This is a genomic window from Streptomyces acidicola, from assembly GCF_009377235.1.
In the GTDB taxonomy this organism is placed as follows: domain Bacteria; phylum Actinomycetota; class Actinomycetes; order Streptomycetales; family Streptomycetaceae; genus Streptomyces; species Streptomyces acidicola.
The window spans coordinates 1-14,001 of sequence record NZ_VMNX01000098.1 but is presented as its reverse complement, the minus strand read 5'-3'; the positions used below and the strand labels follow the sequence as shown (position 1 = coordinate 14,001).

Genomic DNA, 14,001 nt, shown 5'->3' with positions numbered 1-14,001 from the left:
GCCAGTAGGGCTCGTCCCGACTGCCTCTGGCCAGTAGGACTCGTCGGCCGGCCTCGGCGGCCCGGCGGCCGAGGCTCAGCCCAGCTGGGCCCGCAGATACGCCCGCCACTGCTCCGTGAACCGTTCCGGCGTCGTGCCGAGCACGTCCCGCAGCGCGCCCTCCACGGCGCCCGCGCGCCTCTCGTGGTCCCCCACGGCCCGGTAGAACTCGTTCAGCCGGACCTCGCCCCAGCGGTCCGCGATCATCCGGCAGGCCAGCCACCCGCTCTCGTACGCCTGCGCGAGCTGCGTCGCGTTGCCGCCGAAGCCGAAGTCCGCGTCCGTGGGCAGCCGGCTCGGTGCCCGGCCCTCCAGCACGGCGCGCTGCAGTTCCGGTGCGACCTGGACCGCCGTGCGCCCGGCCCCCCGGTAGCCGACCCAGTCGGCAAAGCCCTCGGAGAGCCACAGGGGCGTGGCCGCGGTCGTGGCCGCACGGGTGGCGACGTGGGTGGTCTCGTGGGAGAGCACCACCTGCCGGCCGAGGCCGCCGAGGACGCCGTACGCGTCGGGGTTGACGATGATCCGGTCCGCGGGCGCCTTCGGGGAGCCTCCCGTCTCGCCCGTGGTGACCGCCGCGATCCCCCGGTACCCGGACGCGGGGGCGCCGAGCAGCCCGGCCATCCCGTCCAGCGACCGGGGGACGAGGACGACGACCCGCCCCGCCCAGCCGTCGCCCCACGCCTCGGTCACCGCGGGCACGGCCCGGTCCGCCAGCGCCGCGTACCCGCGCAGCGCCGCGGCCGACTGCCCGACGCCGAGGACGAGGCTGCGCTCACCCTTCACGGCCCGGACGGCGCCCTGCTCCCACAGTTGCTCGGCGGCCCTCTCGGCGGGCTCGTCGGAGGCGACGTACCAGGTGCCGTCGTCGCGGGTCAGCGTCAGCGCGCGGGCGGCGGTGATGGGGACCTTGTCGTACCCGCGTATCCGGTAGCGGAGTTCCGCCTCGGCCGTCGCCCGGTCCCCGGAGCGGTGGAAGCCGGTCAGGCGGTACGACCAGGACGCGAGCGGAAGGCCGCGCAGGTTCGCGAACTCCGCCGTGCCGGCGGCAGGGTGGTCCCGGCCGCCGGACACCGGCGCCTCCGTCCCCCGGTACGCCGACTCGTCGCGCTCCAGGACGGCCTCCGCGCGCCGGTCGAGCACGTGCTGGACGTCGGCCCTGGCGGCGTCGGGTGCGGGGCCGCCTCCGCAGCCCACGACAAGGGCCAACGCCAAGGACAGCCCTGCCCACACCGCATGCCGTCGACCCGCCACCTTCCCGATCGTACGGTGACCCGCCGCATGTGGCGCACGCCGGTTCAGACCCGTGTGACCGCCGAGACCGGCATCATGCCGACCGGGTCGTAGCGGACGGGCGCGCCCGGGTACGGGGCGTGAATGACCTGGCCGTTGCCCGCGTACATGCCGACGTGGCTGGCGTCCTCCCGGTAGAGGACCAGGTCGCCGGGCTGTGCCTCGGACAGCGGCACATGGCGGCCGGCGTACCGCTGGGCCTGCGAGGTGCGCGGCAGCCCGACGCCGGCCTGGGCGTACGACCACTGCATGAGGCCCGAACAGTCGAAGCCGTGGGGCCCGTTGGCGCCCCACACGTACGGCCTGCCGACAGCGGCGCGGGCCGCGGCGATGGCGGCGGCCGCGCGGGCGCTGGGTGCGGCGGCGCCTGCGGGGTCGGACCGGTGGGTGCCGCCGGCGCGGGAGACCCGGTCGTACTCGGCGCGCTCCTCGGCCGGGAGGGAGTTGAGCAGCCGCCGGGCCTTGGCGAGTTTGTGCTCGACGGTGCGCTTGTGCTCGGCGACGGCACTGCGGCTCTTCTCCAGCCGCTTGAGCCTGCCGGTCGTCTCCTCGCGCTCCTGGGCGAGGTCGCGCAGGGCCCGCTGAAGGTCCTTGAGTTCCCCTGCGTGGTGGGCGCTGATCCGGTCGAGGGCGGCGGCCCTGTCGAGGTAGCCGGCGGGGTCCTCGGAGAGCAGCAGGATGAGCGAGGGGTCGACCCCGCCGGCGCGGTACTGGGCGCCCGCGAGTGAACCGAGCGCGTCCCGCATGGTGTTGACGCGCTCCTGCTGGCGGGCGATCCGGTCCTGGGCGGCACCGACCTGCTCGCGCAGGGTGCCGGCGCGTTCGTCGGCCTTGTTGAACGCCTCGGTGGCCCGCTCGGCCTCCTCGTAGAGGCGGTCCACCTCGGCTCGGGTGTCGTCGGACGGCGCGGCGGCTGCCGGTCCCGCCTGTACGGCACCGAGAGCCGCGGCGGCGGACAGTACGCAGAGCGCTGCGCTCGCGCCCCGGTTGAACCCGGGCGGTACAAGGCGGCGATGGTGGGACCCCACGGGAGCCGCTCTCCCTTCGCTGGCGGACACGGACCGTCCCCCTGTGCAGGGGAAACGGCCAGACAGTAGCCCCGTGGCCAGGTGCCGACCAAAGACGTCATGGGGTACACAACGGGCACACAGCGCGACGCCCCGCCTCAGACGCAGGTCATCGGCGGGGCGTGGGGTCAGCGCGGGTCGTGGTAATTCGCCCGTTCGGGCGCTACGGCATCTTGATCGTGAGTCTTGATCGTGAAGGGGCCGCGAACGGCGGGGAGTGGCCGGAGGGCCGGTCAGATACGCACGCCGAACTGGAAGGAACCGATGGTGTTCATCGACTCGTAGCGGACGACGGCACCCGGCTTCGGGGAGTGCAGGACCGTGTTGTTGCCCGCATAGAGGCCGACGTGCGCCAGGTTGTTGAAGAAGACCAGGTCGCCCGGCTTGAGTTGGCTGCGCCCGATCTTCGGGCCGTCGTTCTGCTGCGTGTACGTGGTCCGGGTGATCGAGACCCCCGCCTGGGCGTATGACCACTGGGTCAGCCCGGAGCAGTCGTACGAGTTGGGGCCGCTGCCACCGGAGACGTACGGCTTGCCGACCTGGGTGTCCGCGGCGGCGAGCGCGGCGGCGCCGCGCTCGGAGGACGGCGCCTCGTTGCCGAGTTCGACGCGCTCCCCGGCGGAGCGGCTGGCGCGCTGCTCTTCGTCCGCCAGCGCCGCCTTCTCCTGGGCGGTCAGGGTGTTGAGGAGCTTCTGCGCCTCGGCGAGCTTGTCCTGGACTTCCTTCTTCTTCTCGCCCAGGGACTCGCGGGTGTCGGCGAGGTCCTTGAGCTTCCCGGCGGCTTCCTCGCGCTGCTGGGCGAGCACCCGCTGCTTGTCCTGGACCTTCTTCAGCGCCTCGATCTGCTGAGCGCTCAGCTGATCCATCGTGGACGCCTTGTCGAGGTAGTCGTCCGGGTCGGCGGAGAGGAAGAGCTGGACGGAGGGGTCGATGCCACCCGTCCGGTACTGGGAGCTGGCCATCAGGCCGAGGCCCTCACGCAGGTCGTTGAGCTCGCCCTGGCCGCGCGCGACCTGGTCCTGGAGAGTGTCGATCTCCTTCTCGAGCTTCTTCTGCTTCTCCTTGGCCCCGTTGTACTTGTCGGTGGCCAGCCCCGCCTCTTCGTAGAGCGCGTCGACCTTGGACTTGACCTCGTCCTTGCTCGGCTTCTCGCTGGGCGCGGCGTTGGCGGCCTGCGAGGAGAGAGCCACAGCGGCAGCAGCGGCAGTGGTGAGCACAGTGACACGTGCGCGGTTCGGCTGCTTCGGTCGACGGTGGGACGCCACGGAGGCGATCTCCTTCTTCCTTCAGCCGCCTACCGACACACCGGTGGGCGGTGCCCCTCCACCGTCACCCCGAATGAGTGATCAACCGAGCGGAGGTTCGAAGCCAGACCCTAGTGACCTTCTTGTGATCAGTTCAAATCCTCACGTGAAAAAAGTATGTGACGCAGCGCATTCTTTGCCCTCAACTCACGTGCGGTGATGCCCCATTGACGCTACGTTGCGTGACGGAACCCCCAATTGGGGCATTTCACTTCACAGGTTGCGCTTGCGACGTACGTGGCCCATGGGATGTACGGACCAGAACGACCGCGCGTTCAGAGGGAGCGGAGTCCCAGTCCCCCTTGACCTGGCCCAGGGACCGTTTTCAGCCGCGTGAGAAGCGCTTCAGCAGGACCGCCGAAGCCACCGGCCGGGCTCCGGCCTTGGCCACCCCGTCGGCCACCTCACGGTCGGTGGAGGCGACGATGACCGGACGCCCGGGCGGCTCGGCGCGCACCAGTTGGCGGATCAGTTCGTCAGCGGTGACGCCCGGCTTGGAGAACAGCACCCGCACCCCGCGCGGCGGCGCGAGCAGCACGGGCGCGGCCAGTTCGGCGCCGTCGAAGACACACGTCACCTCGGCGTTCGTCTGCGCGGCGAGCTGCGAGAGCTGCCCGAGGAGCCGCAGCCGCTGCTTCTCCAGCGGCATCTGCGGATAGCCGGTCTTGGTGACGTTGTAGCCATCGACGACGAGATGAGCCTGTGGCAGCGCGAGCAACTGGTCGAGGATCGCGGGGTCGTTCTCGGACAGTGCGCGGGCTGCGATGTCCTTCGGGGTCATACGGCCGGGTTCGACGGCGTCCACGGTCTCGGCGGGCCGTACGGACACCGGCGGCAACGCCAGCTCCCGCCGCAGCCCTTGGGCCGCGTCCAGCACGGTGTCCAGAAGCAGCCGTACGCGCATGTCCTCGACGCTGCGCCCCTCACGCGCGGCGCGCCGGGTGGCCTCCAACGCCGCCTCGGCCTCCCCCAGCCGTGCCTTGAGCCGCCGGGTCTCGCTCTCGGCGGCCGACACCTGGGCGTGGCTCTCGGCGCGTACGGCCTCGATCTCGGTGTGCACCTTGCGCATCGCGGCCTCGCCGCGCTTGATGTCGCTGAGTGCGGCGCGCAGTTTGCGCTGGAGCGACTCCGCTTCCTTCTTGGCCGACTCCAGCTCCGCGCGCAGCCGCTCGGTCTCGGCCCTCGTAAGGTCGCGGGCCTCGACGAGCTCCGCACGCAGCCGCTCCAGCTCGGCGCGGCTCTCCTCGTCCGCGCGCTCCGCGTCGGCCCGCTGGGCCTCCTCGCCGGCCGCGGTGACCAGCTTCACCCAGCCCGTGGGGCGCAGCACATAGGCCGCGGCCGCCACGTCCAGCGGGTCCGCGGCCGGTGGGGGCGCGCCCGAGTCGAGGGCGGCGGCGAGCTCGGGCTGGGCCTCTCTGAACTGCTCCCCGATGCGCTGCCGGAACAGTGTGTCGCCCTCCAGGGCCGCCGCCATGGCGTTGCCCGCGAACTTGGCCCTCCGGTTGGGAGCGAACCGGGCGTACTGTCTGAGCTGCGCGGGCAGTTCCGGGACGGTCAGCCCGCCGAATCCGTCGGACACGATCTGTACGACGCGTCGGCGTACGCCCTCGGGCAGCGGACGGTCGAGCACCTCAGCGGCGCCGTCGCCCGGCCCCCCGCCTGCGGTCTCCACCATCCGTCACCCCAATACCTGTACCGGTACCTCTGCGGGGGCCGCTCCTGTCAGGAGCCTGCCCCCGGCCTGTCCACGAGTTCCACCTGGTCCACGGCGTTGCACCAGCGGCAGCGCACCGACTCGATCGTCTCACTGAGCACCTCGCGCTCCTCCACCTTCGGCTCCCCGGCCAGGTCGAGATGCACGTACTCGACAACCTTCGACGAGCGGGTCACGTCGAACCGCGTGAGGTTGCCGCAGAGCGTGCAGCGCCAGCGGGTGGTGTCGGTCGGCAGGGGAACCGTCGTCATCGTGGCTGCTCTTCCTTCCAGTCTCCGTGATGCGCCAGTTTCCCTGGTGCGTGTGGCCAAGCGACCCCGGGGTAGTACGGGCACGCCCCGACGCCGCTCGTAACCCTACGGCCTGGCGGGTACCCGCCGCCCGTCCGTCCATGGCGGCGAGGCGGTCTGTGCGGTTCGGTCCGGTTACGTCATGCTCTGATCATGATCAGGCAGTGGAGCGCGAAGGCAGGCCGGGCGCTACGGCAACACCCGGCGCCGGTGACCTACGGACTGATCGGCGCCTGCTGCATGATCTTCCTGATCGGCCCGGCGTCCGGGATGAACGCCGGGTACGGCACCGGGGACGAACTGCTCGCCGCCCAGCGGGCGTACTTCCGGCGCTGGGGCGTCGTGCCGGTCGAACTGATCGGGGCCGACCCGCGGGCCGCGCTCACCCCCCTGACGGCGCTGTTCATCCACGGGAGCTGGCTCCACCTCCTCGGCAACATGCTGTTCCTCTATGTCTTCGGGGCGATGGCCGAGGAGCGGATGGGCCACATCGAGTTCGCTCTCTTCTACACGGGCTGCGGCTGCCTCGCCCTGCTGGGGTACGCGGCCGCCAACGCCGACTCGTCGCAGACGCTGGTCGGAGCGTCGGGGGCGATCTCCGCGGTCCTCGGCGCGTTTCTGTATCTGTTCCCCAGAGCGCGGGTCACCAGCCTCTTTCCGTTCCTGTTCTTCCTTCCGCTGCGGTTTCCGGCGTGGGTGACCCTGCCGTTCTGGGTGGGCCTCCAGTGGGTCGCGGCCGGCCAGGCCACGCGGGGGCCCGGGGTGGCCTACCTGGCGCACGTCGTGGGGTTCGGCCTGGGCTTCGCCTACGCGTGGGTGCGGTACATGCGGCCGACTAGAGTGACATCCCCAGCGTCCGCCCCCGAGGGAGAGAACCCGCCGTGATCACCGCGATCGTGCTCATCAAGACCAGCGTGGACCGGATCCCCGAGATCGCCGAGTCGATCGCCGCGCTGGACTCCGTCAGTGAGGTGTTCTCCGTGACCGGTACCTATGACCTGATCGCGATGGTCCGGGTGAAGGCCCACGATGATCTCGCCGATGTGATTCCGGGACGGATCAGCAAGATTCCCGGGGTTGAGGCCACGGATACGCATGTGGCGTTCCGTACGTATTCGCAGCATGACCTTGAGGCTGCGTTCGCTATCGGTTTGGACAGCTAGAGGTCGTATGGCGGGTGCGGGTGCGTCGTGGTTTGTCGCGCCCACGCGGCGGAGCCGCACATCGACACAGCCCCGCGCCCCTGAAACACCCCCCAGTTCCCCTCGGATGAAGAGTTCCTCATCTTGGGCTCATCCTGCTGTCGGGTGCCGTGCGCAGCATCGGTCCCATGGTCTTCTCTCGCCGGATGGCGGCCCTCGCCGCTGTCGTGGTGATTCCTCTCGGGATCGCCGCCACCAGTTTTGCCCTCAGTGACCGTCCGGAGTCGCCCAAGGTTCCGCCCAAGGTCGAACTGGACAGCGGCTCGCCCTCCTCGCCGGCGCCCACCCCGTCCGCGCCGACGCCGACGCCCAGTGACGAGGTCGTGTCACGGCCTCCCGTGACGGACAGCTCTGCGGATGATGACGATGACGACGACGGGCCCGGCGACGACGGATGACCGGCCGCGACGGTCGCTCACGGCGCGCGTCCGCATCCTGCTCTGGCTGCTGCTCATGATGGCCGTCGCCCTCGGCTCGGTGGCCGCCACGACGCGGTCGATACTGCTCCGGGACGTCGAGCTCCGGGTGAGCGGGCTGCTCGCCCAGGAGGCCGGTGAGTTCGCCCACTTCGAGGAGCGGGGCGTCGACCCGGAGACCGGCCGGCCGTTCACCGATCCGGGGCGGCTGCTGTACGTCTTCCTGGAGCGGCAGTACGCCGACCCGGACGAGGAACTGATCGGGCTGGTGGGCCGGTACGGCCGTGGCCCCGCGCAGATCATCCAGCCGCCCCGCGACATCCCGGTCGCCGTGCCCCTGCACCAGGACGCCGACGCGCGGCGCCGTATCTACGACTCGCCCGACTCCACCGGCATCCTGCACCGGGCGGCGGGCGAGATCCGCTGGGCCAAGGTGGCCGTCGCCCGGCACGGCAGCGAACCGGACGCCGCGTTCGTCGTCGCCTTCCACCCGGGGCGCGAACAGGCGGGCGTGGACGAGGTGTTCCGCATACTGCTCGCCATCTCGGGGGTGGCGCTGGTGCTGACGACCGGGATCGGGTGGGCGGTCGCCGGGCGGATCCTGCAGCCCGTACGGCTGGTGCGTACCGCGGCCGCGCAGCTCACCGAGCAGGACCTCACCCGTCGTATCCCGGTGCGCGGACGGGACGACGTGGCCGCGCTCGCCGAGACGTTCAACGCCATGCTCGACCGGCTGGAGCGCGCCTTCGCCGCCCAGCGGGAGTTCGTCGACGACGCCGGTCACGAGCTGCGCACCCCCATCACCATCGTGCGCGGCCATCTGGAGCTGATGGGCGACGACCCCGCCGAGCGCGAGGAGACCGTCCGCCTCGTCACCGACGAGCTCGACCGGATGAGCCGCATCGTCGAGGACCTGCTCCTGCTCGCCAAGGCCGAGCGCCCCGACTTCGTCACCCCGGAGCCCGTCCAGCTCGCCGAACTGACCGCCGACGTCTACGTCAAGGCCCGCACCCTCGGCGACCGCGACTGGCAGCTCGCCGAAGTCGCCGACCGGGAGGTGGAGTTGGACCCCCAGCGGATCACCCAGGCGATGGTCCAGCTCGCGCAGAACGCCGTGCAGCACACCACGGCCGGCCAGACCATCCGCATCGGCTCCCGCGCCGACGGCTCGTGCGTCGAGCTGTACGTCGTGGACTGCGGGCCCGGTGTCCAGCCGCAGGACGCCCGGGTCATCTTCGAGCGGTTCCGGCGCGGGACCGCCCGGCGCGGCGCCCGTGGCTCGGGCGCCGGGCTCGGGCTGTCGATCGTGCGGGCGATCGCGGAGGCCCATGGCGGCCGGGTCCGTCTGCACGACACGGAGGGCGGCGGCGCCACCTTCGTACTGAACCTGGAGGAAGCACGCCCGTGAACGCGATCCGCAAAGAGGCACGCACGTGAACCGCATTCTCATCGTGGAGGACGAGGAACGCATCGCCGCCTTCGTGGAGAAGGGCCTGCGCGCGGGCGGATTCACGACCACCGTGGTCGGTGACGGCGAGGCCGCGTACGAGTACGCGCTGACCGGCGGATTCGATCTGATCGTCCTCGACATCGGGCTGCCCGGCCGGGACGGCTTCACGGTCCTGCGCGAACTGCGGGAGGCCCGCGTGACCATCCCCGTGATCGTGCTGACCGCCCGGGACTCCGTACGGGACACCGTGGCCGGTCTGGAGGGCGGCGCCGACGACTGGATGACCAAGCCGTTCCGCTTCGAGGAACTCCTCGCGCGGGTGCGCCTGCGGCTGCGTACGGCGGCACGCGCGCCCGAGGTGACGGTGCTGCGGTCCGGTTCGCTGAGCCTGGACCTGCGGACGCGGCGGGCCCGGTCCGGGGAGCGGACGGTCGATCTGACGGCCCGCGAGTTCGTGCTCCTGGAGCTGTTCCTGAGGCATCCCGGGCAGGTGCTGTCCCGCGAGCAGATCCTGTCGCACGTATGGGGGTACGACTTCGATCCCGGCTCCAACATCGTGGACGTCTACGTGCGCGCGCTGCGGAAGAAGCTGGGCTCGGAGCGGGTGGAGACGGTTCGCGGGATGGGGTACCGGTTGCCGTCGTAACGGGGCGAACGGCCGCGTGAAGTTTCCTTCATGTGCGGCTCATCGACGGCTCACGGCCCGGCAGGACCCTCGATGATGTGACCCTGAACCTCCGTCTGGCCGTGGCGCTGTGCGCGGCGCTGTCCCTGTGCGCACTGCTCGTGGTGCCCGGCAACTTCCCCGGCCTCGGCGGCGACGCCCGTCTCACGCTCGTGGTCTTCGCCCTGGCCACCTGCGCCTGGATCGCCACGCCGATCGACGACACGTACATCGCGCTGGGCGCCGGGCTCGCGCTGACGGTCACCGGGGTGATCAGCAGCGACACGCTCTTCGGCACCCTGGGCGACTCGACGGTGTGGCTGCTGATCTGCGCGTTCGTGCTGGCGGCGGCGGTGAGCCGGACGGGCCTTGCGGGGCGGGCGGCGGTGTTCCTGGTCGGCGGGGCGCGCACCGTTCGGCAGCTGACGCATCTGACGACGGCCGCGCTGGTGGTGACGGCCTTCGCCGTGCCGGCGACCTCGGGCCGGGCCGCGCTCGCGCTGCCGGTGTTCCTCGCCCTCGCCAAGGCGCTCTCCGACCGGAAACGACTGGTCGTGATGCTGGCGTTGCTGTTTCCGACCGTGATCCTTCTGTCGGCGGTGGCAACCCTGATCGGGGCGGGCGCGCATCTGATCACCGTGTCGGTGCTGTGGGAGGCCACCGGTGACCGGATCGGCTTCACGGAGTGGCTGCTGCTGGGTCTGCCGCTGGCCGTGGTGTGCTCCCATCTGGCGGCCGAGGCCGTCCTGCTGACGACCACCCGGCGCGCTGACCGCCGGGGTCCCGTGCACATCACCGCCGAGCAGATCCAGCAGCACAGCGACCGCCCGGTCACCGGTCCCTGGTCGCAGGCCGAGACCCGCTGTGCGCTGCTGCTCGCCACGGTCGTGGTCCTGTGGTGCGCCGAGCCGCTCCACCAGGTGCCGCCCGCGGTCGTGGCACTGATAGGCGCGGTCGTCGCGTCCTCGCCGGCCCTCGGCACCGTACGGCTGAAGGACGCGCTGAAGACGGTTCCCTGGTCGTTGCTGCTGTTCATGGCCGCGACGATGGCGATGGGCGTCGCGCTGGCCGACTCGGGCGCGGCGAAGTGGCTGGTCTCCGGGCTCCCCGGGGGTGTGTCGCCGGCCGTGTTCCTGACCGTGGTGATCGTGGTCAGCACGGCGGCGCACCTCGTCCTGCAGTCCCGTTCGGCGCGCTCGTCGGTGCTGGTCCCGCTGGTGGTGGCGGCGGCCGTGGGTGCCGGGGTCAATCCGGTCGCGGCCGCCCTCGCGTCCACCGCGGCGGCGGGCTTCTGCCACACGCTGCCCGCCTCCGCGAAACCGGTCACGCTCTTCGCCGAGATCCCCGGGACGCCCACGTACACCCCGCGCGACCTGCTGCGTCTGTCCGCCGTCCTGGCGCCGCTGACCGCCGCTCTCGTCCTGCTCTTCGCCGTCGCGGTGTGGCCGCTGCTCGGCGTGCCCCTGACCCGCTAGGAGGTCGTCTCATGCTCAGCCGTATCGCCGTGGCCCCCAGCGGCTTCAAGGAGTCCCTGTCCGCCCAGGCCGCCGCCGACGCCATCGCGGCGGGCGTCCGCCGGGTCGTGCCCGAGGCCCGGATCGACCTCATCCCCCTGGTGGACGGCGGCGAGGGCACGGCCGCCGCGCTGGCCGCCTCGACCGGGGGACGGCTGGTCGCCCTGCCCGCCACGGGCCCGCTCGGCGAGCCCGTCGGCACCCACTTCGCGCTGCTCGGCTGCCGGGACACTGCGGTCGTCGAGATGGCGGCGGTCGCGGGCCTCTCCCTCGTCCCGAACCGCCTCCGCGACCCGGGCGCCACGACGACGTACGGCGTCGGCGAGCTGATCCGCGCGGCCCTCGACCTGGGCGTACGACGCGTCCTTGTGGGCTGCGGCGACTCCGGTACGTCGGACGGGGGCGCCGGCGCCCTCCAGGCCCTCGGAGCCCGCCTGCTCGACGCGGACGGCTTCGAACTCCCGCCCGGAGGCCGGGAGTTGCCCCGCCTGCACCACATCGACCCGTCGGGCCTGGACGCCCGCCTCAAGGACGTCGAACTGCTGGTCGCCTGCAACCCGTACAACGTGCTGTGCGGTGAGCGCGGGGTGGCCCGGGTCTTCGGCCCGCAGAAGGGCGCGACCCCCGCACAGGTGGAGGAACTGTCGGCGGGCCTGGACAACTGGGCCTACGTTCTGACCCGCGACCTGGCCACGGGCGGCACCGACCTGTACGGCGGCCCCGGCACCGGAGCCTCCGGCGGCCTGGGGGCGGGCCTCGCCGCCCTGGGCGCCCGGCTGCTGCCCCGCTTCGAGGTGCTCCTTGACCACCTCGACCTGGACGCCCGTCTGGCCCGCGCCGACCTGGTCGTCACCGCCGAGGGCGCGCTGGACCACCAGACGCCGCGCGGCAAGGTCCCGGCCGAGGTGGCCCGCCGTGCCAAGCTGCACGGGCGGCCGGTGCTCGCCCTGGCGGGGACGCTCGGCGAGGGCGCGCACGAGGTGCCGGGCGTGGACGCCTGCCACGGCATCCTGCCCGCACCGATGGCGCTGGCCGAGGCGCTGGTCCGGGCCGCGGAACTCCTCACGGACGCCACGGAGCGCGCCCTGCGGATGATCCGGCTCGGCACCCGGCTGCCGGCGGGTGCGGCAGGCGCGGCAGGCGCCGGACTAGCGGCTCACGCGGAGGTGTCGGGCACGCAACGCCCCTCCTCCGTACGGTAGTTCCACTGGGCGCCGTCCCGGACGAGCTCCTTGACCGCTCCCAGGAACCGCTCGATGTGCTCGTCCGGCGTACCGGCGCCGAAGCTCACCCGGATCGCGTTCAGGGACTTCTCGCCGGGCGCGGCCTCGGGGGCGCCGCACTCGCCCTGGGCTTCCGGGTCACTGCCGAGGAGCGTCCGCACCAGCGGGTGGGCGCAGAAGAGCCCGTCCCGTACGCCGATCCCGTACTCGGCGGAGAGGGCGGCCGCGAAGTGCGAGCTGTTCCACCCGTCGACGACGAAGGAGAGGACGCCGACACGCGGGGCGTCGTCCCCGAAGAGCGACAGGACGCGCACCTGGGGAACCTCGGCGAGGCCCGCGCGGACAGTGTCGATCAGGTACTGCTCGCGGGCGACCAGGGCGTCGAACCCGGCCTCGGTGAGGGCCTTGCAGGCGGAGGCGATGGAGTAGGCGCCGATGACGTTCGGGGACCCGGCCTCGTGGCGGGCCTCACTGACGTGCCACTCCACGTCCACTCCCCCGTCCGTACGCCGGGAGACCTTCCGGCTCGCGCCCCCGCCCGCGAGGTACGGATCGGCCTCGGTCAGCCAGTCGGCGCGCCCGGCGAGGACGCCGGAGCCGAAGGGCGCGTACAGCTTGTGACCGGAGAAGGCGACCCAGTCGACGCCCAACTCCCGCACAGAGACCGGGTGATGGGGCGCGAGCTGGGCTGCGTCGAGGACGATGCGGGCGCCGTGGGCGTGCGCGGCGGCGGCCAGCTCACGGACGGGCCACAGCTCGCCAGTGACGTTCGAGGCGCCGGTCACGCAGACGAGAGCGGGTCCGTGGGGGTCGCGACCGGCGAGGGCGCGCTCGACGGTGGCGACGGCCTCTGCCGGGGTGCGGGGGGCGTTCAGATAGGTGACGTGGGCGTCCCGCCAGGGCAGCAGGGAGGCGTGGTGCTCGGTCTCGAACACGAAGACCTGGCAGTCGGTGGGGAGCGCGGCGGCGAGGAGGTTGAGCGAGTCGGTGGTGGAGCGGGTGAAGACGACCTGGTCGTCGCCGCGGCAGTCGAGGAACTCGGCGACGGTGTTGCGGGCGTTCTCGAAGAGATCCGTGGACAGCTGGGACAGGTACCCGGCACCCCGGTGCACGCTGCCGTAGTAAGGCGCGTACGCGGCCACGTCGTCCCAGACACGCTGCAGGGCCGGGGCGCTGGCGGCGTAGTCCAGCGCGGCGTACGTCACTTCGCCACCCGTCACGAGCGGGACGGTGACGTCCCGTCCCAGTACGGGCAGCGGGGCGCGAAGGGACTGGTCGGCAGCAAGGTCGGAGGCGGAGGCAGAACTGGAGAAGGACATGGCTGAACTCCCGTGAAGGCAGGCGGAATTCCGTTCCGTACCGGACAGCGCGAAGGGCGGCTGGAGCGACCCACGGCACGGGCGGGATGAAGAAAAGGGGATATGCGGAGGCGGGGCTCTGCGGCCCTATCGCATTCGCTTGCTCACGGAAGGCTCCCTGGTCCGCGCTTGCCGCAGACCTCGCTGCCTACGGCCTGGTCTTCACCCGGGGCACCCCGCCACGGACGGAGGGTTGCCGGACAGCCGGCCGGGGCCTTGTGGCTGTCGCTCATGACCTGCCCAGCATCCTGCCACAGGATCATTCGGGCGCAAGGGGGGTGTCCGGATGGCGGAACGATGCGGGCCGGTACCGCCGGCTTCTTCCGCCCCCGCCGCCCCTACCCGTCCCATCCCTGGGGCTGCCGCCCCAGACCCCGTTGGCGGGCTGGATCGTTCAGCCCCTCCGGCGTTTGAGGAGCGGGGGTCCGGGGGCTGGCCCCCGAAACGGGGTCCGGGGCGAAGCCGCCGAA

General features: G+C 72.1%; 13 protein-coding genes and 1 riboswitch. Of the genes, 7 read left to right on the top strand and 6 right to left on the bottom strand.

The window, feature by feature from the left end; genetic code table 11:
• Window positions 1-75: 75 nt before the first annotated feature.
• The 5 genes from FPZ41_RS24215 to FPZ41_RS24195 form a co-directional block, all read right to left on the bottom strand.
• Window positions 76-1,290 carry a hypothetical protein gene (locus FPZ41_RS24215; protein ID WP_322620651.1) on the bottom strand — a complete coding sequence of 405 codons (1,215 nt, stop codon included), beginning with the start codon at window positions 1,288-1,290 and terminating at the stop codon, window positions 76-78.
• 44 nt (window positions 1,291-1,334) lie between these two features.
• On the bottom strand, window positions 1,335-2,357 hold the full coding sequence (locus FPZ41_RS24210) for a C40 family peptidase (RefSeq protein WP_322620650.1): 1,023 nt from the start codon (window positions 2,355-2,357) through the stop codon (window positions 1,335-1,337).
• 272 nt (window positions 2,358-2,629) lie between these two features.
• Window positions 2,630-3,661, bottom strand: coding sequence for a C40 family peptidase (locus FPZ41_RS24205; RefSeq protein ID WP_322620649.1), 1,032 nt, complete (start codon window positions 3,659-3,661; stop codon window positions 2,630-2,632).
• 364 nt (window positions 3,662-4,025) lie between these two features.
• Window positions 4,026-5,375: an NYN domain-containing protein gene (locus tag FPZ41_RS24200; protein WP_152865828.1), complete on the bottom strand. Its 1,350-nt coding sequence runs from the start codon at window positions 5,373-5,375 to the stop codon at window positions 4,026-4,028.
• A 47-nt stretch (window positions 5,376-5,422) separates the two neighbouring features.
• The gene (locus tag FPZ41_RS24195) at window positions 5,423-5,665 is read right to left on the bottom strand and encodes a hypothetical protein (protein ID WP_134032424.1); all 243 of its coding nucleotides are present in this window, start codon (window positions 5,663-5,665) and stop codon (window positions 5,423-5,425) included.
• Between the two features lie 192 nt (window positions 5,666-5,857).
• On the opposite strand from FPZ41_RS24195, the gene FPZ41_RS24190 reads away from it, so the two are divergent.
• From FPZ41_RS24190 to FPZ41_RS24160, 7 genes are all read left to right on the top strand, one after another.
• Complete coding sequence (locus FPZ41_RS24190) at window positions 5,858-6,589, top strand: rhomboid family intramembrane serine protease (RefSeq protein ID WP_152865827.1); 732 nt, start codon at window positions 5,858-5,860, stop codon at window positions 6,587-6,589.
• Entirely contained in the window at window positions 6,586-6,867 is a 282-nt protein-coding gene (locus FPZ41_RS24185; protein ID WP_131565796.1) for an Lrp/AsnC family transcriptional regulator, read from the top strand. The genes FPZ41_RS24190 and FPZ41_RS24185 overlap by 4 nt, the downstream gene beginning before the upstream one ends.
• 167 nt (window positions 6,868-7,034) lie before the next feature.
• Entirely contained in the window at window positions 7,035-7,304 is a 270-nt protein-coding gene (locus FPZ41_RS24180) for a small secreted hydrophilic protein (RefSeq protein WP_152865826.1), read from the top strand.
• Window positions 7,273-8,730: a sensor histidine kinase gene (locus FPZ41_RS24175; RefSeq protein ID WP_194236201.1), complete on the top strand. Its 1,458-nt coding sequence runs from the start codon at window positions 7,273-7,275 to the stop codon at window positions 8,728-8,730. Before FPZ41_RS24180 ends, FPZ41_RS24175 begins: the two co-directional genes overlap by 32 nt.
• 25 nt (window positions 8,731-8,755) lie before the next feature.
• The gene (locus tag FPZ41_RS24170) at window positions 8,756-9,418 is read left to right on the top strand and encodes a response regulator transcription factor (RefSeq protein WP_131565792.1); all 663 of its coding nucleotides are present in this window, start codon (window positions 8,756-8,758) and stop codon (window positions 9,416-9,418) included.
• 77 nt (window positions 9,419-9,495) lie between these two features.
• Window positions 9,496-10,911, top strand: a complete 1,416-nt coding sequence (locus FPZ41_RS24165) for an SLC13 family permease (protein ID WP_322620648.1) — start codon at window positions 9,496-9,498, stop codon at window positions 10,909-10,911.
• Window positions 10,912-10,922: 11 nt separating this feature from the next.
• The gene (locus FPZ41_RS24160; RefSeq protein WP_152865825.1) at window positions 10,923-12,152 is read left to right on the top strand and encodes a glycerate kinase family protein; all 1,230 of its coding nucleotides are present in this window, start codon (window positions 10,923-10,925) and stop codon (window positions 12,150-12,152) included.
• Here FPZ41_RS24160 and FPZ41_RS24155 read toward each other — a convergent pair.
• Window positions 12,107-13,492: an aminotransferase class V-fold PLP-dependent enzyme gene (locus tag FPZ41_RS24155; RefSeq protein ID WP_152865824.1), complete on the bottom strand. Its 1,386-nt coding sequence runs from the start codon at window positions 13,490-13,492 to the stop codon at window positions 12,107-12,109. The genes FPZ41_RS24160 and FPZ41_RS24155 overlap by 46 nt on opposite strands.
• Before the next feature lie 159 nt (window positions 13,493-13,651).
• A riboswitch (SAM riboswitch) is annotated at window positions 13,652-13,768 on the bottom strand.
• Between the last annotated feature and the right edge of the window lie 233 nt (window positions 13,769-14,001).